We start from the raw sequence: 23,752 nt of genomic DNA on the forward strand, positions 1-23,752 counted from the left end.
CGAAGTTAAGGAAAAGGAAGGCGATGTTCGGCGAGAAGTTTCGGGATCGGCAAAAGCCGATGGTGCTCGTGCTGGGACTGGGTGAATCCGGTCTCGCGATGGCGCGTTGGTGCGCCAGGCACGGCTGTCGGCTGCGCGTGGCGGATACGCGCGAGGTGCCGCCGAACCTGTCGGCGCTCGAAGCGCATGGCGTCGATGCCGATTTCGTCGGCGGTCCGTTCGGTTCGGCGCTGCTCGACGGCGTCGAACTGGTCGCGATCAGTCCGGGCCTGTCGCCGCTTGCCGCCGAACTGCTGCCGCTGATCACGGCCGCGCGCGAGCAGGGCATTCCGGTGTGGGGCGAGCTCGAACTGTTTTCGCAGGCGCTGCGCACGCTCGGCGAGTCCGGCTACGCGCCGAAGGTGATCGCGATCACCGGCACCAACGGCAAGACCACGACCACGAGCCTGACCGGCCTGCTGTGCGAACGCGCGGGCAAGAGGGTCGCGGTGGCGGGCAACATCAGCCCGTCGCTGCTCGACAAGCTGTCCGAAGCGATCGACCAGACCGCGCTGCCCGACGTGTGGGTGCTCGAACTGTCGAGCTTCCAGCTGGAGACCTCGCACACGTTCTCGCCGGATGCGGCGGTGGTGCTGAATATCACGCAGGATCACCTGGACTGGCACGGCGGCCTCGATGCCTACGCGGCCGCGAAGGGTCGCATCTTCGGTACACAGACGGTGCGCGTGCTGAATCGCGACGACGCGCGCGTGATGTCGCTCGCGCCTTCCGGCTCGAGCGAAGCGGACGTGATCACGTTCGGCGTCACCGAACCGAAGAACCCCGGCGACTACGGCTTGCTGCGCGACAACGGCATGGTGTGGCTGGTCGAAGCGCACGATCGCGACGCAACCGACGAACCCGCGCCGAAGCGCCGTCGCAAGAACGAAGCTGCCGCGACGCCGGACCTCGCGCTGAAGCGCCTGATGCCCGCCGACGCACTGCGTATCCGCGGTCTGCACAACGCCGCGAACGCGCTGGCCGCGTATGCGCTCGCGCGCGCGAGCGGCCTGCCCGGCGCGCCGCTGCTGCACGGTCTGCGCGAGTATCGCGGCGAGCCGCATCGGGTGGAGCTGATCGCGTCGATCGACGGCATTGACTACGTCGACGACAGCAAGGGTACCAACGTCGGCGCGACGGTTGCCGCGCTCGATGGCCTCGCGCAGCGCGTCGTGCTGATCGCCGGCGGCGACGGCAAGGGCCAGGAATTCGAGCCGCTCGCAGCACCCGTGATGCGCTGGTGCCGCGCGGTGATGCTGATCGGGCGGGACGCGCCGCAGATTCGCGCGGCGCTCGAACATAGCGGCGTCGCGATGACCGATCACGCCACGCTGGAAGACGCGACGCGCGCGGCCACTGCGCTCGCGCAGCCCGGCGACGTGGTGCTGCTGTCGCCCGCGTGCGCCAGCTTCGACATGTTCAAGGGTTACGCGCACCGTGCGGCGGTATTTCGCGGCACGGTCGAAGACATCGCGGCCGAACGGGGGACGATGATATGAGCTGGTCGGAACGTTTCGGCTCGCGCGAAGCGGGCGGCAGCAACGGCACCGCCACCCGCACGTCGACCCGCACGGGCGGCAGCGGTCTCGCGAGCGCGGTCAACGGCGTACGGCCGTTGCGCTCGCGCATGCTCGACTACGATCACTCGCTGCTGTGGGTGGTCGTCGCGCTGCTCGGGCTCGGGATCGTGATGGTGTATTCGGCGTCGATCGCGATGCCTGACTCGCCGAAGTACTCGTCGTATCGCGACTGGGCGTTCCTCGTGCGCCAGATCATTTTCGTCGTGCTGGGCGCGGCGATCGGCGTGGCGTCGTTCCGCGTGCCGATTTCGACGTGGGACAAGTACGCGCCGAAGCTCTTCCTGATCTCGCTCGTCGCGCTCGTGATCGTGCTGATTCCGCACGTCGGCAAGGGCGTGAACGGCGCGCGTCGCTGGATTCCGCTCGGCATCACGAACATGCAGCCGTCGGAAATCATGAAGCTCGCGGTGACGATCTACGCGGCGAACTACACGGTGCGCAAGCAGGAATACATGCACAGCTTCGCCAAGGGCTTTCTGCCGATGGCGGTCGCGGTCGGCCTCGTCGGCATGCTGCTGCTGCTCGAGCCGGACATGGGCGCGTTCATGGTGATCGCGGCGATCGCGATGGGCGTGCTGTTCCTCGGCGGCGTGAACGGCAAGCTGTTCGGCGGCCTCGTGGCGACCGCGGTGGGCACGTTCACGCTGCTGGTGTGGGCGTCCCCGTGGCGGCGCGAGCGGATCTTCGCCTACCTCGATCCGTGGGACGACCGCTACGCGCAGGGCAAGGCCTATCAGTTGACGCACTCGCTGATCGCGTTCGGGCGCGGCGAGTGGTTCGGCGTGGGCCTCGGCGGCAGCGTCGAGAAGCTCAACTATCTGCCGGAAGCGCATACCGACTTCATTCTCGCGGTGATCGGCGAAGAGCTCGGTTTCGTCGGCGTGCTGGTCGTGATCCTGATGTTCTACTGGATCGTGCGCCGTTCGTTCGAGATCGGCCGTCAGGCGCTCGCGCTCGATCGCACGTTCGCGGGTCTGGTCGCGAAGGGCGTCGGCATCTGGTTCGGCGCGCAGACCTTCATCAACATGGGCGTGAATCTCGGCCTGCTGCCGACCAAGGGTCTCACGCTGCCGCTCGTCAGCTACGGTGGGTCGGGCATTTTGCTGAACTGTGTGGCGATCGCGGTGTTGATGCGGGTGGACTATGAAAATCGTGTGCTGATGCGTGGGGGGAAGGTATGACCCCCATGCAGCAGCACACGATTTCGGCGCAGGCTAACTTCGTGCGCAACGCGCGCGAAGTTAAGCGAAGCGGCCGTAGCCAGAACGTCTCGTTTTTCTTGCTGATGCGCGGAGGCAAGGTATGACCCTCGCGCGTCAACCCACGCTGATGGTGATGGCCGGCGGCACCGGGGGACACGTGTTCCCGGGGCTCGCGGTCGCGCATCGGATGCAGGCGTGGGGCTGGAACGTCGTGTGGCTCGGCAACCCGGCGGGCATGGAAGCGACACTGGTGCCGAAGCATGGGATCCCGATGGAGTACGTGCGCTTCGGCGGCGTGCGCGGCAAGGGCATCAAGACCAAGCTGATGCTGCCGGTGAACCTGCTGCGCGCCTGCACGCAGAGCTTGAGTGTGCTGCGTCGCGTGAAGCCCGACGTCGTGCTCGGCATGGGCGGCTACATCACGTTTCCGGCCGGCTTGATGACCGCATTGAGCGGCCGGCCGCTGGTGCTGCACGAACAGAATTCGATCGCCGGTCTCGCGAACAAGGTGCTCGCGAAACTCGCGAAGCGCGTACTCGTCGCGTTTCCGAATGCGCTGCCGCACGCCGAGTGGACCGGCAATCCGATCCGTGAGGAACTTGCGCGCGCGAATGCACCCAAAGCACGCTACGCGCAACGCAGCGGTCCGTTGAACGTGTTGGTGGTGGGCGGCAGTCTCGGCGCCGCGGCGTTGAACGAAGTCGTGCCGCGCGCGGTCGCGCTGCTCGGCACCGACGAGCGGCCGCGCATCGTGCATCAGGCGGGCGCGAAGCATATCGACGCGCTGCGCGAGAACTACGCGGCCGCGGGTTTGCAGGCCGATAACGGTGAGCACCCGGACGTGTCGCTCGTGCCGTTCATCGACGACATGACGAGCGCGTACGAAGCAGCCGATCTGGTGATCTGCCGCTCGGGCGCGATGACGGTGTCGGAGATTTCGGCGGTCGGCGTCGCCGCGCTGTTCGTGCCGTTCCCGTACGCGGTCGACGATCACCAGACTACTAATGCAGCGTTTCTCGCCGGCAACGGCGCGGCGCTGGTCGTGCAACAACGCGATCTGTCGGCGCAAAAGCTCGCCGACTGGTTGCGCAGCCAGACGCGGGAAAGTCTCGCGGACATGGCGGAGCGTTCGCGCTCGCTCGCGAAACCGGATGCCACCGAACAGGTCGCGCAGATCTGCGCGACGGTGGCGGGTGCGGGTTCGACGGCGGGCGTGAGCCCAGAAGGAAAGCAATGAAACACATCGTCAAACACATTCATTTTGTCGGCATCGGCGGCGTCGGCATGAGCGGCATCGCCGAGGTGCTGGTCAACCTCGGCTATCAGGTGAGCGGCTCGGACCTGTCGGGCAACGCGGTGACCGAACGTCTCGCCAAACTCGGCGCGCGTATCTCGATCGGCCATGCGGCGGAGAACATCGAAGGCGCGAACGCGGTGGTCGTGTCGACCGCGGTGCGCAGCGATAACCCCGAAGTGCTCGAGGCGCGTCATCGCCGGATTCCGATCGTGCCGCGCGCGGTGATGCTCGCAGAACTGATGCGGCTGAAGCAGGGCATCGCGATTGCCGGCACGCACGGCAAGACCACGACCACGTCGCTGGTCGCGAGCGTGCTCGCCGCGGGCGGGCTCGACCCCACCTTCGTGATCGGCGGCCGGCTGATCAGCGCGGGCGCGAATGCGCGTCTGGGCACTGGCGACTTCATCGTCGCCGAGGCGGACGAATCGGACGCGTCGTTCCTGAACCTGTTCCCGGTGATCGAAGTCATCACGAACATCGACGCCGATCATATGGACACCTATGGTCACGACTTCGCGCGTCTGAAGCAGGCATTCATCGAGTTCACGCACCGTCTGCCGTTCTACGGCATCGCGGTGCTGTGCGTCGACGATCCGAACGTGAAGGAGATCCTGCCGTTCGTGTCGAAGCCGATCATCCGCTACGGTTTCGCGGCCGATGCGCAGGTGCGCGCGGTCAACGTCGAGGCGCGCGAAGGTCGCATGCATTTCACCGCGATGCGCGAAGACGCGGCGCCGCTCGACATCGTGCTGAACCTGCCGGGCGAGCACAACGTGCAGAACGCACTGGCCGCCATTGCAATTGCGACTGAACTTGAAGTGAAAGATGCCGATATCCAGCGAGCGCTGGCGGATTTCAACGGCGTCGGCCGACGCTTCCAGCGCTATGGCGAAGTGCCGGTGATCAGCAACGGCGAGGCCGCGGGCGCCTACACGCTGGTGGACGACTACGGTCATCACCCGGTCGAAATGGCCGCCACGGTGGCGGCGGCGCGCGGCGCCTTTCCGGGCCGGCGTCTGGTGCTGGCATTCCAGCCGCACCGCTTCACGCGCACGCGCGATTGCTTCGAGGATTTCGTGAAGGTGCTGTCGACTGTCGACGCGCTCGTGCTGACCGAAGTCTATGCGGCCGGCGAAGCGCCGATCGTCGCGGCGGATGGCCGCGCGTTGGCGCGCGCGCTGCGGGTCGCGGGCAAGGTCGAGCCGGTGTTCGTCGATACGGTGGATGAAGTGCCGGACGCTCTCTCTACGGTGGTGCGCGACGGCGATGTGGTGATTACGATGGGCGCGGGCTCGATCGGCGGTGTGCCGGGTCGCCTCGCTCAGGAACTGAAGGTGTGAGATGAGCAGCAGTATCGATCCGAAAAAATTCGGCAAGGTGGCCGTGCTGCTCGGCGGTCATTCCGCCGAGCGCGAAGTGTCGCTCAATTCGGGGCGCCTCGTGTTGCAGGGTCTGCGCGATGCGGGCGTCGACGCGCATCCGTTCGACCCGGCCGAGCGTCCGCTGTCCGCGTTGAAGGACGAAGGCTTCGTGCGCGCGTTCAACGCGCTGCATGGCGGCTACGGCGAGAACGGCCAGATCCAGGGCGCGCTCGACTTCTACGGCATCAAGTACACCGGCAGCGGCGTGCTCGGCTCGGCGCTCGGTCTCGACAAGTTCCGCACCAAGCTCGTGTGGCAGCAGCTCGGCATTCCGACGCCGCCGTTCGAAGCGGTGCTGCGCGGCGACGACTACGAGGCGCGCGCGAAAGAGATCGTCGCGAAGCTCGGTCTGCCGCTGTTCGTGAAGCCGGCGAGCGAAGGCTCGAGCGTCGCGGTGATCAAGGTGAAGAGCGCGGACGCGTTGCCGGCGGCACTCGTCGAAGCGGTGAAGTACGACCGCATCGTCGTGGTCGAGAAGAGCATCGAAGGCGGCGGCGAGTACACCGCGTGCATCGCTGGCAAGCTGGACCTGCCGGTGATCCGCATCGTGCCGGCTGGCGAGTTCTACGACTACCACGCGAAGTACATCGCCAACGACACGCAGTATCTGATTCCGTGCGGTCTTGCCGCCGAAGAGGAAGCGCGCCTGAAGGTGCTCGCGCGCCGCGCGTTCGACGTGCTCGGCTGCACCGACTGGGGCCGCGCGGACTTCATGCTCGATGGCGAAGGCAAGCCGTACTTCCTCGAAGTGAACACGGCGCCTGGCATGACCGATCACTCGCTGCCGCCGAAAGCGGCGCGCGCGGTGGGCATCAGCTATCAGGAACTGGTCGTCGGCGTGTTGGCGCTGACGCTGCAGGATTAACCAAGGCAAGCGCAAAGCAACACCATGTGGAACAACGTTCGCCAGCTCAATCTCGCCACCAACGCGCTGCACGCGTTGCTGGTGCTCGTGCTGCTGGCGGCGGGCGGTTACTGGCTGATCCAGCGCCCGAATTTCGCGTTGCGCGAAATCCAGATCGACGGCGATACCGAGCACATCAATTCGCCGACGGTGCGCGCGGGCGTGGTCGGCAAGTTGAAGGGCAACTTCTTCACGGTCGATCTCGACGTCGCGCGGCAGGCGTTCGAGCAGATGCCGTGGGTGCGTCACGCTAGCGTGCGGCGCGTCTGGCCGAACGCGCTGGCTGTCACGCTCGAGGAGTACAAACCGCTGGGGACGTGGGGCAGCGATCAGCTGGTGAGCGTCGACGGCGAGCTGTTCACCGCGAACCAGGGCGAACTCGACGAAGAGCTGCCGGCGTTCGACGGTCCGGACGGCACGGCGAAGGAAGTCGTCGCGCGTTATCACGACTTCCAGAAGTGGTTCGGGGCGATCAACGCGACGCCCGAGGAAGTCACGCTGTCGCCGCGCTACGCATGGACGGTGAAGTTGTCGAACGGTACGCAGGTGGAGCTGGGGCGCGAGCGCAATCAGGACACGCTGGCCGATCGCAGCAAACGCCTGACTGCGGCATGGAGCGCGGTGACGCAACGTTGGGGAAAGGATATCGAGTATGCGGACTTGCGCTATCCGAACGGTTTCGCGATTCGTGCCGCTGGCATGCGTTTCATCAGCGAACCCGACAAGGGCAAGAAGTAAACGGACATCACACGCACTGAGCACGCTATGAGTAAAGACTATAAGGATCTGCTGGTCGCCCTCGACATTGGAACGTCGAAGGTCGTGGCCATCGTCGCCGAGTTGAAGGGCGAGGGGCACTACGAGGTGATCGGTCTCGGTCAGAGCGAATCGAAGGGGCTCAAGAAGGGCGTGGTGGTGAACATCGAAGCCACCGTGCAGTCGATTCAGCGCGCGCTCGAGGAAGCCGAGCTGATGGCCGACTGCAAGATCACGAACGTATTCACCGGCATCGCCGGCAGCCATATCCGCAGCTTCAATTCGAGCGGCATGGTCGCGATCAAGGAGAAGGAAGTCACGCAGGCGGATGTGGCGCGCGTGATCGAAACGGCCAAGGCGATCAACATCCCGACCGACCAGCAGGTGCTGCATATCCTCACGCAGGAATTCATCATCGACGGTCAGGAGGATGTGCGCGAGCCGATCGGCATGAGCGGCATCCGCCTCGAAGTGAAGGTGCATATCGTCACCGGCGCGGTCAGCGCGGCGCAGAACATCGTCAAGTGCGTGCGTCGCTGCGGCCTCGAAGTGAACGATCTGATCCTGCAGCCGCTCGCGTCGTCGCTCGCGGTGCTGACGGAAGACGAGAAGGAACTGGGCGTGGTGCTGGTCGACATCGGCGGCGGCACGACGGACATCGCGATCTTCAGCGAAGGCGCGATCCGCCACACGGCCGTGATTCCGATCGCCGGCGACCAGATCACCAGCGACATCGCGATGGCGCTGCGCACGCCGACGCCGGACGCCGAAGACATCAAGGTCGACTACGGCATCGCCAAGCAGGCGCTCGCCGATCCGGACGAGATGATCGAAGTGCCGGGGCTCGGCGAGCGCGGTCCGCGCACGCTGTCGCGCCAGGCGCTGGCGGCGGTGATCGAGCCGCGCGTCGAAGAACTGTTTTCGCTCGTGCAGCAGGTGGTGCGCGAGTCGGGTTACGAAGAACTGCTGAGCTCCGGCGTCGTGCTGACGGGCGGCGCGTCGATGATGCTCGGCATGGTCGAGCTCGGCGAGGACATTTTCCTGAAGCCGGTGCGCATCGGCGTGCCGGAGTATGCGGGCGGTCTCGCCGACGTCGTGCGCAATCCGCGCTATTCGACGGCGATGGGCCTGCTCGTCGAAGGACGCTCGCAGCGCATGCGCGGGCGCAAGGTTGCGGTGCAGTCGGGGTCGATGGGCCAGGTGTTCACGCGCATGAAGGACTGGTTCCTCGGCAACTTCTGATGACAGGTTTCGAGTAATTCGCGCTGGTGCCGGCGGCTGGCGCGCGACAGGGGGTTGCCCGATCTCCTGCCGGATAACGGCCGAGTAGCGGTACTTTTTTATCTTGACGGAGGCAACATGGAATTCCAGATGCTGGAAACCGAAACGAACGGCACCATCATCAAGGTCGTCGGAGTCGGTGGCGCTGGCGGCAATGCCGTTCAGCACATGATCAACAAAGGCGTGCAAGGCGTCGACTTCATCGTGATGAACACGGACGCGCAAGCGCTCTCGCGTTCGCGCGCGACCGCCGTAATCCAGCTCGGTAACACGGGTCTGGGCGCAGGAGCTAAGCCGGAAATGGGCCGCGCTGCCGCTGAAGAAGCACGCGAGCGCATCGCCGACGCACTGCGCGGCGCGCACATGGTGTTCATCACCGCGGGCATGGGTGGCGGCACCGGCACGGGCGCGGCACCGGTGGTCGCGCAGATCGCCAAGGAAATGGGCATTCTGACCGTCGGTGTGGTCAGCAAGCCGTTCGAGTTCGAAGGCGGCAAGCGCATGCGCGTCGCGGAAGCCGGCTCGCAGCAACTGGAGGATCACGTCGACTCGCTGATCGTCGTGCTGAACGACAAGCTGTTCGAGGTGATGGGCGACGACGCCGAGATGGACAAGTGCTTCCAGTGCGCTGACGACGTTCTGAACAACGCGGTTGCGGGCATTGCGGAAATCATCAACGTCGACGGTCTGGTGAACGTCGACTTCGAAGACGTGAAGACCGTGATGGGCGAGCAGGGCAAGGCGATGATGGGCACGGCGACGGTCGCCGGCGTCGATCGCGCGCGTCTCGCGGCCGAACAGGCTGTTGCGAGCCCGCTGCTGGAAGGCGTCGATCTGTCGGGCGCGCGTGGCGTGCTGGTCAACATCACGTCGAGCCGTTCGCTGCGTCTGTCGGAAACGCGCGAAGTGATGAACACGATCAAGAGCTATGCTGCGGAAGACGCCACCGTGATCTTCGGCGCGGTGTACGACGATGCGATGGGCGACGCGCTGCGCGTGACGGTCGTGGCAACGGGGCTGGGCCGCGCGGCGAAGAAGCAGCAGTCGGCACCGATGACGCTGTTGCGTACCGGCACCGACAACCAGCCGATCGGCACGATGCAGCATGCTGCGTACGCACCGTCGGCGGCGCAGGCGAGCACGGCCGACTACGGCGCGCTGGACACGCCGGCGGTGTGGCGCACCTCGCGCGACACGGCGGCATCGCACGTGCAGGCGCTGCAGGAAAAGGGCGTCGATACGTACGACATTCCGGCGTTCCTGCGCAAGCAGGCGGACTGAGCGCGGGCAGGCTTTCGTTGCCGCGCTGCGAAAGATGTTCGCAGTGCAGCGCTGGCGGACGAATGCACGAGCGTGGCGGGTGAACGGCAACGAGGTCGCGTATCGTCTGATTCGCGGCAGGGGCAACTGCCCTCTGCGATTTCGCGAGGCGGGCGGAGGGATCGTCGCCGGATGGCTGGGCCTGGAGTGAATTGGCTCATGCCGGATTTCACTGCGACACGAAAACGTGCGGGCGTGCTTCGCATCGATGCAAAGGACTGAGCATGATCAAGGCAGGTGACAAGCTGCCCGACGCGACGCTCTTCGAGTATGTCGAAGACGACCGGGCGGGCTGCACGATCGGACCGAACAGTTTCGACGTGCACGGGCAGACGGCGGGCAAGCGCGTGGTGATCTTCGGATTGCCCGGCGCCTTCACGCCGACCTGTTCGGCCAAACATGTGCCGGGCTATGTCGAACATGCCGAGCAGTTGCGCGCTGCCGGTATCGACGAAATCTGGTGCGTGTCCGTCAACGACGCGTTCGTCATGGGCGCGTGGGGACGCGATCAGCACACCTCGGGCAAGGTGCGCATGATGGCGGACGGTAGTGCGGCTTTCACGCGGGCGCTTGGTCTGGAGCAGGATCTGTCGGCGCGTGGCATGGGGATCCGTTCCCTGCGCTATGCGATGGTGGTCGACGACGGCGTGGTCAAGACGCTGAACGTCGAAGCTGCCGGCAAATTCGAAGTCAGCGATGCAGCGAGTATTCTCGCGACGTTGAGCTAGTTGCTGGCGTCTCGCCTTCGCCCATGACCCTGCGCGCTTATGTCGCGTAGCGATACGGCAACGGCGATTACGACGCTTTTGTGACAGGCCGTTACGCGGGCCGATGACCGGGAACGCCTCCGTTCCGGTGCATCGGCCCGTCACGCTTTCCCTCGCGAGGCCCCGAGGGTAATGCAGCGAAACAGATTGATACGTTCCCTGTAAAGACGCTTGTCTGGGGAGTGGAGTATAATTCGGGCTATGGAATAAAAAGTCCCGATTGGGATTTTCAATCGAATAGAAGATCACCATGTTGAAGCAGCGCACAATCAAATCGATCGTCAAGACTGTCGGCATCGGCCTGCACTCGGGCCGCAAGGTCGACCTGACGCTCCGTCCGGCGGCGCCGGGCACTGGCATCGTATTTTCGCGCGTGGATCTGCCCACGCCGGTGGACATTCCTGCGTCGGCGATGGCGATTGGCGATACGCGTCTGGCTTCGGTGTTGCAGAAGGACGGCGCGCGCGTATCGACCGTCGAGCACCTGATGTCCGCCTGCGCCGGTCTCGGCATCGACAATCTGTATGTCGACGTCACCGCCGAGGAAATCCCGATCATGGACGGCAGCGCGGGTTCGTTCGTGTTCCTGATCCAGTCGGCCGGCATCGAAGAGCAGAACGCGCCGAAGAAATTCATCAAGGTCACGAAGCCGGTCGAAATCCGCGACGGCGACAAGTTCGCGCGTCTCGATCCGTTCTTCGGCTTCAAGCTCAAGTTCACGATCGACTTCCGTCACCCGGCTGTGGACAAAACCGGTCAGGCGCTGGAAGTGGATTTCGCCAACACGTCGTATGTGCGCGAAATCGCGCGTGCGCGTACGTTCGGCTTCGCGCACGAAGTGGAAATGATGCGCGAGCTGGGCCTCGCGCGCGGCGGCAGCATGGACAACGCGATCGTGCTCGACGAGTACCGCATCCTCAACAACGACGGCCTGCGTTACGACGACGAGTTCGTCAAGCACAAGATGCTCGACGCGATCGGCGACCTGTATGTGGTCGGCCATCCGCTGCTGGCTTCGTACACCGCGTACAAGTCGGGCCACGGCCTGAACAACGCGCTGCTGCGCGAACTGCTTGCGCACGAAGACTCGTACGAAATCGTCACTTTCGACGACACGCAGAAGGCGCCGCGCGGCTTCGCGTACGAAACGCAGACGGCGTTCGCCTAACGTTCGCGCCGGATGGCGCGGATAGGAAAACCAGCAAAAACGGCCCATTCGGGCCGTTTTTTTTTCGTTCAGCGCGTTCAGCGCGCGTTTCAGCGATTACGCCGGTGTCGGGCCGCCATGCGCGCGAGTGCTTCCTGCAACGGCGATGGCTCGAGCGATTCGCTCAAGGCCTGCAACGCGGCGGCGCCGGCCGGGGTCATGCGCGCCTGCTTGACGGGCGGCGGCTCCTTGAGCGGCTGCGGCCGCACGCGAATCCTCAGCGCGTGAACCGGCCAGCCGCGCTGCTGCAAGTCCGACAGCAGCCGTGGTTCAAGATGCCGCAGGCGCGCCGCGAGCGCGTTATGCGCGGCAAAAAGGGCCAGCACACCTTCCTTGATGAAGCCGGGCTCGACGCTCGTCGCCAGGTAATCGGGCAGCAACGCGCGCAGATCCTTCTCGAGCGCGGCGATCTGCTCGACGCCCGCGCGCAACGCGGCGAACGCATCCGTGCGCCCGAGCACCTCGGCGAGCGGCTGTGGGCGGCGCAGATCGAACTGCTTCGGCTGCCTTGAAAAGGATGGAAAACGGCTCATGTTTGGGATAGACGACGTGAGTGCACCCGATGTGCGTTCACGTCGCGATTGTACCCCGCGGGCAGGGCGCGGAACCGCCCGGCGGCGCGTCGCCGGCGCTTGGCGGGCAGGCTGGGAGCGGCTTGTGCCGTCACGCCGCCGACACGAGCGCAGCCGGAGGCGCGTGCTAAAATGCCCGATTCGAATTCACTCTTGGACTAAGCCGCCGAGGACTTTCCGACCAAGGTGCGGTATGCGCGAAGCGCACACCGCGAGCCAGCCGAAGCCGCGACGCAGACACCGATCCGATGACCACCGGTTTTCTACAGAAGATTTTTGGCAGCCGCAATCAGCGGCTAGTCAAGCAATATCAAAAGACCGTCGCGGCGATCAATGCGCTCGAACCGCAGATCGAGCAATTGACGGATGAGCAACTGCGCGCCAAAACGGGTGAATTCCGCCAGCGCGTCGCGAGCGGCGAATCGCTCGACAAGATCCTGCCCGAAGCATTCGCGGTTTGCCGCGAGGCCAGCAAGCGGGTGCTGAAGATGCGGCACTTCGACGTGCAGCTGATCGGCGGTATGGCACTGCACTACGGCAAGATCAGCGAAATGCGCACGGGCGAAGGCAAGACGCTCGTCGCCACGCTGCCGGTGTACCTGAACGCGCTGTCGGGCCGCGGCGTCCACGTGGTCACGGTCAACGACTACCTCGCCCAGCGCGACGCCGAATGGATGGCGCGCCTGTACAACTTCCTCGGTCTGTCGGTCGGTATCAACCTGTCGCAGATGGATCATGAGTCGAAGCAGGCCGCCTACGCTTCGGACATCACCTACGGCACCAACAACGAATTCGGCTTTGACTACCTGCGCGACAACATGGTCTACGAGACCGACGCGCGCGTGCAGCGAGCGCTCAACTTCGCGGTCGTCGACGAGGTCGACTCGATCCTGATCGACGAAGCGCGTACGCCGCTGATCATCTCCGGTCAGGCTGAAGACCACACCGAACTCTACGTGCGCATGAACGCGCTGCCGCCGCTGCTCGAGCGCCAGATCGGCGAGGAGAAGGCGGACGGCACCGGCGTCGAGAAGCCGGGCGACTACACGCTGGACGAAAAAGGCCGTCAGGTGTTCCTGACCGAGTCGGGCCACGAAAAGGCCGAGCGTCTGCTCGCCGAGTGGGGCCTGATCGGCGAGGGCGAGAGCCTGTACGCGCCGCAGAACATCACGCTGATGCACCACGTGTACGCGGCGCTGCGTGCGCACACGCTGTTCTTCAAGGATCAGCACTACGTCGTGCAGAACGGCGAAGTGATCATCGTCGACGAATTCACCGGTCGTCTGATGGCCGGCCGCCGCTGGTCGGATGGCCTGCATCAGGCGGTCGAGGCGAAGGAGCATGTGAAGATCCAGAGCGAGAACCAGACGCTCGCCTCGATCACGTTCCAGAACTACTTCCGCATGTACGCGAAGCTGGCCGGCATGACCGGCACGGCCGACACCGAAGCGTACGAATTCAACGAGATCTACGGTCTCGAAACGGTTGTGATCCCGACCAACCGTCAGCCCAAGCGGATCGACAAGCAGGATCAGATCTACAAGACCGCGAAGGAACGCTATGACGCGGTGATCCGCGACATCCGCGAATGTTATGAACGCGGTCAGCCGGTGCTGGTCGGCACGACCTCGATCGAAAACTCGGAACTGCTGTCGCATCTGCTGAAGCAGGCCGATTTGCCGCACGAAGTGCTGAACGCGAAGCAGCACGCGCGCGAAGCGGCGATCGTCGCGGAGGCGGGCCGTCCGCAGCGCATCACGATCGCAACCAACATGGCCGGCCGCGGTACCGACATCGTGCTCGGCGGCAATGCGGAGAAGCAGGCGTCGTTCATCGAGCAGGACGAAACGCTGTCCGACGACGAAAAGCAGCGTCGCATCCAGAAGCTGCACGACGAATGGCAGACGCTGCACGATCAGGTGAAGGCCTCGGGCGGTCTGCACATCATCGGTACCGAGCGTCACGAGTCGCGCCGGATCGACAATCAGCTGCGCGGCCGTGCCGGCCGTCAGGGCGACCCGGGTTCGTCGCGCTTCTATCTGTCGCTGGAAGATCCGCTGCTGCGCATTTTCGCGGGCGACCGCGTGCGCGCGATCATGGACCGCCTGAAGATGCCGGAAGGCGAGGCGATCGAAGCGGGCATCGTGTCGCGCTCGATCGAATCGGCGCAGCGCAAGGTCGAGGCGCGCAACTTCGATATTCGTAAGCAATTGCTCGAATACGACGATGTGTCGAACGATCAGCGCAAGGTGATCTACCAGCAGCGCAACGAATTGCTCGAAGCGAACGACATCACCGAGACCATCTCCGCGATGCGTCACGGCGTGATCGCCGACATCGTGCATCAGTTCGTGCCGGTGGGCAGCATCGAGGAACAGTGGGACGTGCCCGAGCTGGAGGAATTGCTGCGCAACGACTGGCAGCTCGACCTCGCGATCCAGGAAATGATCAACGAGTCGAACTCGATCAACGCCGAAGAGATTCTCGAAGCGGTCGAAGCCGCCGCGGACGAGGCCTACGAAGCGAAGGTCGAACTGGTCGGTCGCGAATCGTTCAGCGGCTTCGAACGCTCGATCATGCTGCAGACGCTCGACCGCGCGTGGCGCGAACATCTGGCCGCGCTCGACCATCTGCGTCAGGGCATCCATCTGCGCGGCTATGCGCAGAAGAACCCGAAACAGGAATATAAGCGCGAGGCGTTCGAACTGTTCGCCGCGATGCTCGACGCCGTGAAGCTCGAAGTCACGCGCATCGTGATGAACGTGCAGATCCAGTCGCCGGAGCAGCTCGAAGCGGCCGCCGAGCAGATGGAAGAGCAGGGCGGTCATCTCGAGAACGTCGAGTTCCGTCATGCCGAGTTCGCGGAAGCCGCCGCGCCGGTCGCGGCCGAAGCGGCCGCCGCCGCGATGATCGGCGACGCGATGAACCACGGCCACAGCGCGACCCCGCAGGCAGCGGTGCACGTCAATACCGACAACGTGCCGAAGGTCGGTCGCAACGACCCGTGCCCATGCGGCAGCGGCAAGAAGTACAAGCAGTGCCACGGCAAGATCGCCTGATGCCGACGCGGCGCGCTTCCGGGCGCGCCGCGTCGTTTCTGAGCGCCGCCTTGCCGTGTTGATTTCGTAGGTGACCCGGCAGCACGCCCGGATCACCCGTTCCGTTTCCCCTAATGCCGGCGCCCGCCGGCATTTTCTTCGACAGGTCGCGACCATGGCTGTCAACTTTCCCTCGATCGATCCCGCTCAACTCCACCCGATCGCCGGCGTCACGCTCGGCTGGGCGGAAGCGAATATCCGCAAGCCGAACCGCAAGGACGTGCTGGTCATTTCCGTCGACGAAGGCGCGACGGTCGGCGGCGTGTTCACGCAGAACCGCTTCTGCGCGGCGCCTGTCACTGTGTGTCGCGAGAACCTGCAGCGCATGCGCGCGGGCGGCAAGCCGATTCGCGCGCTGGTGATCAACACCGGCAACGCGAACGCGGGCACCGGCGAGCCGGGCCTCGCGGCGACCCGCGAAACCTGCGCGGAGCTCGCGCGTCTGACCGACCTCGCGCCCGAGCAGGTGCTGCCGTTCTCGACCGGCGTGATTCTCGAGCCGCTGCCGGTCGATCGTCTGAAGGCCGGTTTGCCGGCTGCGCTCGCGAACCGCAAGGAAGCGAACTGGTACGACGCCGCGCAGGCGATCATGACGACCGACACGCTGCCGAAGGCCACCTCGCGCCAGGTCACGATCGACGGTCACACGGTCACGCTGACCGGCATCAGCAAGGGCGCCGGCATGATCAAGCCGAACATGGCGACCATGCTCGGCTTCCTCGCGTTCGACGCGAACGTCGCGCAGCCGGTGCTCGACGAACTGGTCAAGCACGTCGCGGACCGCTCGTTCAACTGCATCACGATCGATGGCGATACGTCGACCAACGATTCGTTCATCCTGATCGCGTCGGGCAAATCGAGCCTGCCGGCGATCACGTCCACCGACTCGCCCGCTTATGCAGCGCTGCGCGACGCGGTGACCGAAGTCGCCCAGACCCTCGCGCAACTGATCGTGCGCGACGGCGAAGGCGCGACCAAATTCATGACCGTGCAGGTCGAAGGCGGTTCGAGCGTCGGCGAATGCCGCCAGATCGCGTATGCGATCGGCCACTCGCCGCTCGTGAAGACGGCCTTCTATGCATCGGACCCGAACCTCGGCCGCATTCTGGCGGCGATCGGCTACGCCGGCATCGACGATCTCGACGTCGGCAAGATCGATCTGTACCTCGACGACGTGCTGGTCGCGACCGCCGGTGGCCGCAATCCGGCCTACCGTGAAGAAGACGGCCAGCGCGTGATGAAAAAGAGCGAGATCGGCATTCGCGTCGTGCTCGGCCGCGGCAATGCGCAAGCCACGATCTGGACCTGCGATCTGTCGCACGACTACGTCAGCATCAACGCCGACTATCGCTCGTAATCAGGGTCAATGCGCGGCCTCGGGCCGCCTACTTATCATGGACAAACTCGAACAGTTTCTGACCCGGGCCGAAGCCGTGCTCGGCCGCCTGGAAGCGATGCTTCCGCCCGCCGCACCGGAAATCGACTGGTCGGCCGCGGTCGCCTTTCGCTGGCGCAAGCGCCAGGGGCGCGGCTACCTGCAGCCGGTGCCCGCCATTTCGTCGATCACGCTCGACGACCTGCAGAACATCGATCGCCAGAAAGGGCTGATCGAACAGAACACGCGCCAGTTCGTGCGCAAGCAGCCGGCCAACAACGTGCTGCTGACGGGCGCGCGCGGCACCGGCAAGTCGTCGCTGATCAAGGCGTGCCTGAACGCGTTCGCGCAGGACGGCCTACGTCTGATCGAAGTGGACAAGGATGATCTGCACGATCTCGGCGATATCGTCGATCTGATCGCGCAGCGCCCTGAGCGCTTCATCGTGTTTTGCGACGACCTCTCGTTCGAAGACGGCGAGTCGGGCTACAAGGCGCTGAAGGTCGCGCTCGACGGCTCGGTCGCCGCGCAGTCGGACAACGTGCTGATCTACGCGACGTCGAATCGCCGCCATCTGTTGCCCGAGTACATGAGCGACAACGAGACGTACAAGCACACGTCGGACGGTGAGATTCATCCGGGCGAACTGGTGGAGGAAAAGATTTCGCTGTCCGAGCGTTTCGGGCTGTGGGTCAGCTTCTATCCGTTCAAGCAGGACGACTATCTGACCATCATCGCGCACTGGCTGCGCCATTTCGGCTGCGACGACGCCGAAATCGAAGCCGCGCGCGGCGATGCGCTGGTGTGGGCACTCGAACGCGGATCGCGCTCGGGACGGGTCGCATGGCAGTTCGCGCGCGACTGGTCGGGCCGCAAGACCTCGGCATGAGCGACGCAAGCAAAAACGCGGCCGGCAATGCAGCCGGCCGGCCAGTCACCGAGGTCGCGGTCGGCGTGCTGGTGCAGCCGGACGGCCGCTATCTGCTCGCCCAGCGCCCCGCGGGCAAGCCGTACGAGGGCTACTGGGAGTTTCCGGGCGGCAAGCTGGAGACGGGTGAATCGGTCGAAGCCGCGCTCGCGCGCGAGCTGCACGAGGAGCTGGGAATCGAGGTCGAGGCGAGCCATCTGTGGCATACGCTCGAACACGATTATCCGCACGCGTATGTGCGTCTCTTTTTCTGCAAGGTGACGCAGTGGTCGGGCGAGCCGCATGGACGGGAAGGTCAGGCGTTCGTGTGGCAGAGCCTGCCCGCTGACGTATCGCCGTTGCTGCCGGCAACGATTCCGGTGCTGGAGTGGCTGGCGGCCGAAAAGAACTAATACGCAGTGCTCGAACAGGACACGCGGTAGCGGGCGCTGTGTTGGCAGCGAGCGCTACCGCGTGTTTTTTGGGGATGACGCCTGCGTTGCCGGCGCGCCGCGCTCAATGCGGGTTGTAATCGCCGCGCGGCGTTTCCTCGTCCGATGACGCGCCTTCCTGTTCGTTGCCGCCGATCTTGTATTTCTCGGCGGCCCATGCGCCGAGATCGATCTGTTTGCAGCGCTCAGAGCAGAAAGGGCGGAAGCGGTTCTCGGGAGTCCAGCGGACATCTTTACCACAGGTGGGACATTTGACGACGGTAGACATACGGTCGGATGCTTAATCGAAAACGGAACAAGTAACGAATATAGGGCGATTTCGCGCCGCTTCAAAGGCGCGATCCCCGAAATACGAGGTGGGCCGCCCGATGCAGCGGTGACTTACAGGCTGCAGAGCGTGAGCTGGAACGGCACTTCGATGTCGACCGCGCGCGGCCGCAAATCGCCGTCCTGCACCGTGAAGCGCACCCACAGCATGTATTTGTTGGCGCTCGCTTCGGGGATCACGCGCAATTCCGGTGCCACACGAACCTGCATCAATTGATACGAGCGGCCCGACAGCATCTGCTGATAGCTGCCTTGCATTGCCATTACTTTCGACGCCTGACCCGACTCGCGCGCGAGGCGCAGTACGATCGTGGCCGCGTCGCGCAGCGGCAGCAGCGGCGTCACCCATTTGGCGATGTCCTGACGGCGCTGATCGGGATGCAACTGTTGCCACGCGTAATACGACGGCAGATCGAATTTACAGGTACCGCCGGGGATGATTGCGCGGCTGCGAATGCTCGCGAGCCATTCGTTGTCTGCAAGATGCTGGCCGGTTTTGCCTTGCATCTGCGCGAGCCCCGCGAGCGTCTGTTCGATTTCGCCGAGCACGGCTTCGAGCGCGTTCTGCTCGATGCCCGGATTACCGCGAAACGGCGCGAGCGTTTGCCGCTGCCGTTCGAGCTCTTTCATCAGATCCGATTTCAGATCCGCACGACCCGCGACTTCGGAGATTTCGAACAACGTTGTCAGTGCGACGTGATGTTCCCGCGCGTCTTCCTGAGTCAGAAAGAACGTGAAGCGCTCGAACAGATCTTCGAGGCGCAGCAGCGTCCGGATTCGCTCATTGAAGGGGTACTCGTAAAGGATCAAGCGGGGTCGCCTCGGGCGTGGTCGGTGACAGGAATGCAAAACATTCTAATGCCGTGGGACTACCCAAGCAATCACGCACTTTTTCAGCGCGCTTTCGCAACTTTTTTCGTGAGTTCACGGTGTTCTGAGCGCTTCGGCTCGTGCGTGCGCGCAAAGTTCAATGCGTCGCTGAGTGGTGCGTGTACATGTACGTGTGCGGGGTGCGGTTGCGCTTCATCCGTGCTTAGCGTCGGCGCTTTGCGTCAGTGCTACGCGTTTGTGTTGTGCACTTGTACTTCGTGCTTCGTGCGCGCGGTGGGCGTGTGCTTCACGCCCCGGCCGAGGCGGGGGCTCGGCTTCGGCGTCATTTCATTGCGTCGGCCAGGTAGGCGTGATGCGTCGCATCCACTTGCATCTCGAGTTCTTCGAGCGGCACATTGTCGTTGAAGATCACGTCGTCGGCGGCGGCGAGGCGCGCTTCACGCGTGGCCTGGCGCGCGATGATCGCCAGCACCTGTTCGCGGCTGAAGCCGTTGCGATTCATCACGCGCGCGATCTGCGTTTCGACGGTGCAATCGACGGTGAGCACGCGATTCACGCGTTCCTTCCACGTGCCCGACTCGACCAGCAGCGGTACGACGACCATCACGTACGGCCCATGCGCTTCGTGCTGCTCGCGCTCGGTTTCCGCGCGAATCAGCGGATGCGTGATGCCTTCGAGACGCTTGCGCGCGGCTTCGTCGCTGAATACGAGCGAGCGCATGCGCGCGCGGTCGAGCGAGCCGTCGGCAGCGACGAACTCTTCGCCGAATTCGGCGGCGATGTGCGGCATCGCGATGCCCCGCGGTGCGGTGATGCGATGCGCGATCAGGTCGGTGTCGATGAGCGGCACGCCGCGCATGGCGAACAGATTGGCCACGGTCGATTTACCGCTGCCGATGCCGCCGGTCAGTCCCACAACGAACATATTCAGCCTCCCAATGCCAGATAAAGCGGCGTGCCGACAAACAGCGTGAGCGCTCCGCCCGCCGCGAGAAACGGTCCGAACGGCAGCGGCTCTTCGAAGCGCATGCGACCGCGCCACGTGGCTGCGAGGCCGATCACCGCACCGGACACCGCGGCGATCAGCACGATCTGCGGCAGCGCGGCCCAGCCGAGCCACGCGCCGAGCGCGGCCAGCAGCTTGAAGTCGCCATAGCCCATCCCCTCGACGCCGCGTACGAGCCGGAACAGCCAATGCACGGCCCACAGCGACAGATAGCCGAAGATCGCGCCGAGCACTGCGTCGTGCAGGCTCGCGAACAGGCCGTTGAAATTGACGATGAGACCGGCCCACAGCAGCGGCAGTGTCAGCGAATCGGGCAGCAGGTGCGTGTCGATGTCGATGGCGCTCATCGCGAGCAGGGCTGCGCACAGGCCGAATGCGGCGAGCGCCATTGAGGTCGGACCGAACACGACGAGCGCGCCGGTCGCCAACGCGGCGCTGGCGATTTCGAGCAACGGGTAGCGCAGGCTCACGCGTGTGCCGCAGGCGGAGCAACGTCCGCGCAACAGCAGGTAGCTCAGAACCGGCAGGTTTTCCCACGCGCGCAGCACGTGGCCGCAATGCGGGCATGCACTGCGCGGCACCCACAGGTTATAGTGCGCCGGCAGTCCGTCGTCGGGCGGCGGTTCGTCGGCGGCTTCGCTGACTTCGGCACGCCATGCGCGCTCGAGCATGATCGGTAGCCGATGCACGACCACGTTCAGGAAGCTGCCGATCACGAGGCCGAACACGACCGCAAACGCGATCTGCACGCCGCTGGGCAGGCTGGCGAACGCGAAGCCGAAACCGCTGGCAAAGCGGCCCGACAAGACGCCCGCAAACAGGCTGGAAGAAGTTTCTGACACGAGCGGAACGGGACTCTGCATGGTGATGGAATGGATTCGGCTGCGATGCTACACCACGTTGCCGAGTTGAATAATGGGGAGATACATCGCGATCACGAGGCCGCCGACCAGCGTGCCGAGCACGACGATCACGAGCGGTTCACACAGGCTCGACAGTGTGCCGATCTTTTCGTCGACCTGACGATCGGCGAGCGACGCGACGTCGAGCAGCATGCTGTCGAGCGCGCCCGATTCCTCGGCGACCGCGACGGGCTGCACGACCTCGGGCGGAAAGCAGCGGGCCGCGCGCATCGCCGCGGCGAGCCGTTCGCCGCGCCGTAGTCTCGTCGCGATACTGGCGGTCGCGCTATCGAAGAAGGCGTTGCCGGTCGCATGGGTGAGCGAGTCGAACGCGTCCGCGAGCGGCGTGCCGGCCGACAGCAGCGTGCCGAGCGCGCGGCTCCAGCGCGCCGCGCACAGCGTGCGCAGCAGCGGACCGGCCACCGGCAGGTTGAGCGACGCGTGCGAGAAGCGAATGCGTGCGCTGGCAGAGCGCCGCAACACGAACGTCAGCGCTGAACTCGCCGCGCACATCAGTACGAACACCGGCACGCTCCAGCGCGCCGCGCCGGCCGATAACGCCAGCACGAACTGCGTCGGCGCGGGCAGCTTCGCGCCGAAGCCGTCGAAGATCTGTTTGAAGGTCGGGACCACCCACACGAGCAGCGCCGCGGTAATCGCGACGGCGAGCAGCAGGATCGCGACCGGATAGGTGAGGGCCGCACGCACCTTCGCGCGCTGCGCGGCGGCGCGTTCGCGATCGTCGGCGAGACGGGCGAGTACCGTAGCGAGAGCGCCCGCTGCTTCGCCGACTTCGACGAGCTGACAGTAGAGCGCATTGAATTGCGCGGGATGCCGCTGCAAGGCCGCCGAGAATCGCAGGCCGGCGGTGATGTCGCGTGCGATCGTACCGACGATACGCGGCATCCCCTGGCGTTGGTTCGATGCAGGCGCTTGCGCGAGCAGTTCGAGCGCCGGGGCGAGCGGCAAGCCGGCGCGCAACAGGCTCGCAAGTTGGCGCGTGAACAGCGTGACGTCCGCCGCGCGAGTCTTCGGTCGCGGCGCGGGCCCTTGTGTTGCGAGTTCGACGATGAACAGGTTGTCGCGTTTGAGCAGCGTGCGTGCGGTGCTCGCATCCGGCGCGATCAGCGTGCCGCTTTGACGTGTGCCGTCGGCGTTGACGCCGCGCCATCTGAAGCGCAGGTCGGTCGCAACTGGTGGCGGGAGCGTGGCGGTGCTCATGCGACCTCGGTGGCGGCGAGCGCCTCGGCGAGACTCGTGGTGCCGTCGCGCACCCGCGCAAGCGCGGCGTCGCGCAACGTCGCGACCTGTTCGGTTTGCGCGAGCCGGGCCAGTTCATGCGCGCCCGCGCCCGCGACGATCATCTCGCGCATTGCATCGGAGACCGGCATGACCTGATGGATGCCGACGCGTCCCCGGTAGCCGATGCCGTGGCAGGCCGCGCAACCGGTCGCCGCGTAGGGCTGCCAGCCTTCCAGCTGAGGCTCGGCAAAGCCCGCCGCCTTGAGGGCGGCCGCCGAATGCGGCTCAGGCGCACGGCACGCGATGCAAAGCCGTCGCACGAGCCGTTGCGCGGTCACCATCCGCAGCGCGGCCGCGAGGTTATACGGCTCGACGCCGATGTCGATCAGTCGTGCGATCGCTGCGGGGGCGTCGTTCGTATGCAGCGTGGACAGCACCAGGTGGCCGGTTTGCGCGGCCTTCACCGCGACGTCGGCGGTTTCGTTGTCGCGGATTTCGCCGACCATGATCACGTCCGGATCCTGACGCAGAAACGCGCGCAACGCGACCGCGAACGTCAGCCCCGCCTTCTCGCGCACGCTCACCTGATTGATACCGGCAAGCTGGATTTCCGCCGGATCCTCGACCGAGCAGAGGTTGCGCGCTTCGCCGTTCAGCAGATTCAGAAAGCAATACAGCGACAGCGTTTTGCCGCTGCCCGTCGGGCCGGTGACGAGCATGAGGCCATGGGGAGCGCGAATCGCGGCATCGACTGTGTCGCGTTGCTGCGGATCGAGACCGAGCGCGTCGAGTGAAAGATCGGCGGGCAGCGCGTCGAGCCGGCGTAGCACGAGTTTTTCGCCGAACAGCGTCGGCAGCGAATTGACGCGATAGTCTTCGAGCCGCCCTGGCGAAGTCGCGATACGGAGTCGACCATCCTGCGGCACGCGCCGTTCGGCGATGTCCATGCGCGCGAGCACTTTCACGCGCGTGACGAATGCATCGCGCAGATGCGCGGGCGGCCGCGGAATTTCGTGCAGCACGCCGTCGATCCGCAGACGCAGGCGCCAGCCATGCTCTGCCGGTTCGACGTGGATATCCGACGCGTTACGCCGTGTTGCTTCCTGCAGCGTGTCGGTCAGCAGACGTACTGCCGGAGCATTGTCGGGATCGGTGAGAGCGGAGGAGTGGTGGTCACCGTCGAAGGCGAGAGGGCGCGGCGAGGTTGCCGTAGCTGAAAAAGACGTTTGCATGTGAGACCGGGGATGAGCCGCCTGTGAATCGTGA

The 23,752-nt window shown here is 65.0% G+C and carries 21 protein-coding genes; 14 read left to right on the top strand and 7 right to left on the bottom strand.

The annotated features are described in order from the left end of the window. Window positions 1-23: 23 nt before the first annotated feature. The 10 genes from murD (at window position 24) to lpxC (ending at window position 11,735) form a co-directional block, all read left to right on the top strand. Window positions 24-1,538 carry a UDP-N-acetylmuramoyl-L-alanine--D-glutamate ligase gene (murD, locus tag HHL14_RS30550; RefSeq protein ID WP_169501337.1) on the top strand — a complete coding sequence of 505 codons (1,515 nt, stop codon included), beginning with the start codon at window positions 24-26 and terminating at the stop codon, window positions 1,536-1,538. Further along, window positions 1,535-2,800, top strand: a complete 1,266-nt coding sequence (ftsW, locus tag HHL14_RS30555) for a putative lipid II flippase FtsW (protein ID WP_169501338.1) — start codon at window positions 1,535-1,537, stop codon at window positions 2,798-2,800. Before murD ends, ftsW begins: the two co-directional genes overlap by 4 nt. A 121-nt stretch (window positions 2,801-2,921) precedes the next feature. Next, window positions 2,922-4,058: an undecaprenyldiphospho-muramoylpentapeptide beta-N-acetylglucosaminyltransferase gene (gene murG / locus HHL14_RS30560; RefSeq protein WP_169501339.1), complete on the top strand. Its 1,137-nt coding sequence runs from the start codon at window positions 2,922-2,924 to the stop codon at window positions 4,056-4,058. Then, complete coding sequence (murC, locus tag HHL14_RS30565) at window positions 4,055-5,458, top strand: UDP-N-acetylmuramate--L-alanine ligase (RefSeq protein ID WP_169501340.1); 1,404 nt, start codon at window positions 4,055-4,057, stop codon at window positions 5,456-5,458. The genes murG and murC overlap by 4 nt, the downstream gene beginning before the upstream one ends. 1 nt (window position 5,459) lies before the next feature. Continuing rightward, window positions 5,460-6,404, top strand: coding sequence for a D-alanine--D-alanine ligase (locus HHL14_RS30570; protein ID WP_169501341.1), 945 nt, complete (start codon window positions 5,460-5,462; stop codon window positions 6,402-6,404). Between the two features lie 24 nt (window positions 6,405-6,428). Then, window positions 6,429-7,181 carry a cell division protein FtsQ/DivIB gene (locus HHL14_RS30575; protein ID WP_169501342.1) on the top strand — a complete coding sequence of 251 codons (753 nt, stop codon included), beginning with the start codon at window positions 6,429-6,431 and terminating at the stop codon, window positions 7,179-7,181. A 27-nt stretch (window positions 7,182-7,208) separates the two neighbouring features. Beyond that, window positions 7,209-8,441: a cell division protein FtsA gene (gene ftsA / locus HHL14_RS30580; RefSeq protein WP_013340575.1), complete on the top strand. Its 1,233-nt coding sequence runs from the start codon at window positions 7,209-7,211 to the stop codon at window positions 8,439-8,441. A 117-nt stretch (window positions 8,442-8,558) separates the two neighbouring features. After that, the gene (ftsZ, locus tag HHL14_RS30585) at window positions 8,559-9,761 is read left to right on the top strand and encodes a cell division protein FtsZ (protein ID WP_169501343.1); all 1,203 of its coding nucleotides are present in this window, start codon (window positions 8,559-8,561) and stop codon (window positions 9,759-9,761) included. A 263-nt stretch (window positions 9,762-10,024) separates the two neighbouring features. Further along, window positions 10,025-10,528: a peroxiredoxin gene (locus HHL14_RS30590; protein ID WP_169501344.1), complete on the top strand. Its 504-nt coding sequence runs from the start codon at window positions 10,025-10,027 to the stop codon at window positions 10,526-10,528. 289 nt (window positions 10,529-10,817) lie between these two features. Beyond that, window positions 10,818-11,735, top strand: a complete 918-nt coding sequence (gene lpxC / locus HHL14_RS30595) for a UDP-3-O-acyl-N-acetylglucosamine deacetylase (protein ID WP_169501345.1) — start codon at window positions 10,818-10,820, stop codon at window positions 11,733-11,735. A gap of 89 nt (window positions 11,736-11,824) precedes the next feature. Here lpxC and HHL14_RS30600 read toward each other — a convergent pair whose 3' ends face one another. Then, window positions 11,825-12,307, bottom strand: coding sequence for a DciA family protein (locus HHL14_RS30600; protein WP_169501346.1), 483 nt, complete (start codon window positions 12,305-12,307; stop codon window positions 11,825-11,827). 287 nt (window positions 12,308-12,594) lie between these two features. Here HHL14_RS30600 and secA point away from each other — a divergent pair, with 287 nt between their 5' ends. The 4 genes from secA (at window position 12,595) to HHL14_RS30620 (ending at window position 18,139) form a co-directional block, all read left to right on the top strand. After that, window positions 12,595-15,405 carry a preprotein translocase subunit SecA gene (gene secA, locus HHL14_RS30605; protein ID WP_169501347.1) on the top strand — a complete coding sequence of 937 codons (2,811 nt, stop codon included), beginning with the start codon at window positions 12,595-12,597 and terminating at the stop codon, window positions 15,403-15,405. Between the two features lie 154 nt (window positions 15,406-15,559). Further along, window positions 15,560-16,801, top strand: a complete 1,242-nt coding sequence (gene argJ / locus HHL14_RS30610; RefSeq protein ID WP_169501348.1) for a bifunctional glutamate N-acetyltransferase/amino-acid acetyltransferase ArgJ — start codon at window positions 15,560-15,562, stop codon at window positions 16,799-16,801. 37 nt (window positions 16,802-16,838) lie between these two features. Next, the gene (locus HHL14_RS30615; RefSeq protein WP_169501349.1) at window positions 16,839-17,708 is read left to right on the top strand and encodes an ATP-binding protein; all 870 of its coding nucleotides are present in this window, start codon (window positions 16,839-16,841) and stop codon (window positions 17,706-17,708) included. Continuing rightward, window positions 17,705-18,139 (top strand): NUDIX domain-containing protein, encoded by a 435-nt coding sequence (locus tag HHL14_RS30620; protein ID WP_169501350.1) that lies wholly within the window; start codon window positions 17,705-17,707, stop codon window positions 18,137-18,139. The genes HHL14_RS30615 and HHL14_RS30620 overlap by 4 nt, the downstream gene beginning before the upstream one ends. A 103-nt stretch (window positions 18,140-18,242) precedes the next feature. On the opposite strand, the gene yacG is transcribed toward HHL14_RS30620, so the two are convergent. From yacG to HHL14_RS30650, 6 genes are all read right to left on the bottom strand, one after another. Then, window positions 18,243-18,446 carry a DNA gyrase inhibitor YacG gene (gene yacG / locus HHL14_RS30625; protein ID WP_169501351.1) on the bottom strand — a complete coding sequence of 68 codons (204 nt, stop codon included), beginning with the start codon at window positions 18,444-18,446 and terminating at the stop codon, window positions 18,243-18,245. A 113-nt stretch (window positions 18,447-18,559) separates the two neighbouring features. Then, complete coding sequence (gene zapD, locus HHL14_RS30630; protein ID WP_169501352.1) at window positions 18,560-19,315, bottom strand: cell division protein ZapD; 756 nt, start codon at window positions 19,313-19,315, stop codon at window positions 18,560-18,562. Between the two features lie 343 nt (window positions 19,316-19,658). Next, window positions 19,659-20,261 (bottom strand): dephospho-CoA kinase, encoded by a 603-nt coding sequence (gene coaE, locus HHL14_RS30635; protein ID WP_169501353.1) that lies wholly within the window; start codon window positions 20,259-20,261, stop codon window positions 19,659-19,661. Between the two features lie 2 nt (window positions 20,262-20,263). Continuing rightward, window positions 20,264-21,205 carry a prepilin peptidase gene (locus HHL14_RS30640; RefSeq protein ID WP_169501354.1) on the bottom strand — a complete coding sequence of 314 codons (942 nt, stop codon included), beginning with the start codon at window positions 21,203-21,205 and terminating at the stop codon, window positions 20,264-20,266. 27 nt (window positions 21,206-21,232) lie between these two features. Continuing rightward, the gene (locus HHL14_RS30645) at window positions 21,233-22,465 is read right to left on the bottom strand and encodes a type II secretion system F family protein (RefSeq protein ID WP_169501355.1); all 1,233 of its coding nucleotides are present in this window, start codon (window positions 22,463-22,465) and stop codon (window positions 21,233-21,235) included. Beyond that, window positions 22,462-23,718: a GspE/PulE family protein gene (locus tag HHL14_RS30650; RefSeq protein WP_169501356.1), complete on the bottom strand. Its 1,257-nt coding sequence runs from the start codon at window positions 23,716-23,718 to the stop codon at window positions 22,462-22,464. The genes HHL14_RS30645 and HHL14_RS30650 overlap by 4 nt, the downstream gene beginning before the upstream one ends. Between the last annotated feature and the right edge of the window lie 34 nt (window positions 23,719-23,752).

The organism is Paraburkholderia antibiotica (assembly GCF_012927125.1).
GTDB lineage: Bacteria > Pseudomonadota > Gammaproteobacteria > Burkholderiales > Burkholderiaceae > Paraburkholderia > Paraburkholderia antibiotica.

Excerpts from the sequence above, each read along its gene's own strand:
- HHL14_RS30600 (WP_169501346.1), bottom strand. The coding sequence starts at position 12,307 with ATGAGCCGTTTTCCATCCTTTTCAAGGCAGCCGAAGCAGTTCGATCTG.
- secA (WP_169501347.1), top strand. The coding sequence starts at position 12,595 with ATGACCACCGGTTTTCTACAGAAGATTTTTGGCAGCCGCAATCAGCGG.
- murC (WP_169501340.1), top strand. The coding sequence starts at position 4,055 with ATGAAACACATCGTCAAACACATTCATTTTGTCGGCATCGGCGGCGTC.
- HHL14_RS30620 (WP_169501350.1), top strand. The coding sequence starts at position 17,705 with ATGAGCGACGCAAGCAAAAACGCGGCCGGCAATGCAGCCGGCCGGCCA.
- ftsW (WP_169501338.1), top strand. The coding sequence starts at position 1,535 with ATGAGCTGGTCGGAACGTTTCGGCTCGCGCGAAGCGGGCGGCAGCAAC.
- coaE (WP_169501353.1), bottom strand. The coding sequence starts at position 20,261 with ATGTTCGTTGTGGGACTGACCGGCGGCATCGGCAGCGGTAAATCGACC.
- HHL14_RS30570 (WP_169501341.1), top strand. The coding sequence starts at position 5,460 with ATGAGCAGCAGTATCGATCCGAAAAAATTCGGCAAGGTGGCCGTGCTG.
- HHL14_RS30615 (WP_169501349.1), top strand. The coding sequence starts at position 16,839 with ATGGACAAACTCGAACAGTTTCTGACCCGGGCCGAAGCCGTGCTCGGC.
- murG (WP_169501339.1), top strand. The coding sequence starts at position 2,922 with ATGACCCTCGCGCGTCAACCCACGCTGATGGTGATGGCCGGCGGCACC.
- HHL14_RS30650 (WP_169501356.1), bottom strand. The coding sequence starts at position 23,718 with ATGCAAACGTCTTTTTCAGCTACGGCAACCTCGCCGCGCCCTCTCGCC.
- ftsA (WP_013340575.1), top strand. The coding sequence starts at position 7,209 with ATGAGTAAAGACTATAAGGATCTGCTGGTCGCCCTCGACATTGGAACG.
- yacG (WP_169501351.1), bottom strand. The coding sequence starts at position 18,446 with ATGTCTACCGTCGTCAAATGTCCCACCTGTGGTAAAGATGTCCGCTGG.
- HHL14_RS30590 (WP_169501344.1), top strand. The coding sequence starts at position 10,025 with ATGATCAAGGCAGGTGACAAGCTGCCCGACGCGACGCTCTTCGAGTAT.
- murD (WP_169501337.1), top strand. The coding sequence starts at position 24 with ATGTTCGGCGAGAAGTTTCGGGATCGGCAAAAGCCGATGGTGCTCGTG.
- HHL14_RS30645 (WP_169501355.1), bottom strand. The coding sequence starts at position 22,465 with ATGAGCACCGCCACGCTCCCGCCACCAGTTGCGACCGACCTGCGCTTC.
- lpxC (WP_169501345.1), top strand. The coding sequence starts at position 10,818 with ATGTTGAAGCAGCGCACAATCAAATCGATCGTCAAGACTGTCGGCATC.
- argJ (WP_169501348.1), top strand. The coding sequence starts at position 15,560 with ATGGCTGTCAACTTTCCCTCGATCGATCCCGCTCAACTCCACCCGATC.
- ftsZ (WP_169501343.1), top strand. The coding sequence starts at position 8,559 with ATGGAATTCCAGATGCTGGAAACCGAAACGAACGGCACCATCATCAAG.
- HHL14_RS30640 (WP_169501354.1), bottom strand. The coding sequence starts at position 21,205 with ATGCAGAGTCCCGTTCCGCTCGTGTCAGAAACTTCTTCCAGCCTGTTT.
- HHL14_RS30575 (WP_169501342.1), top strand. The coding sequence starts at position 6,429 with ATGTGGAACAACGTTCGCCAGCTCAATCTCGCCACCAACGCGCTGCAC.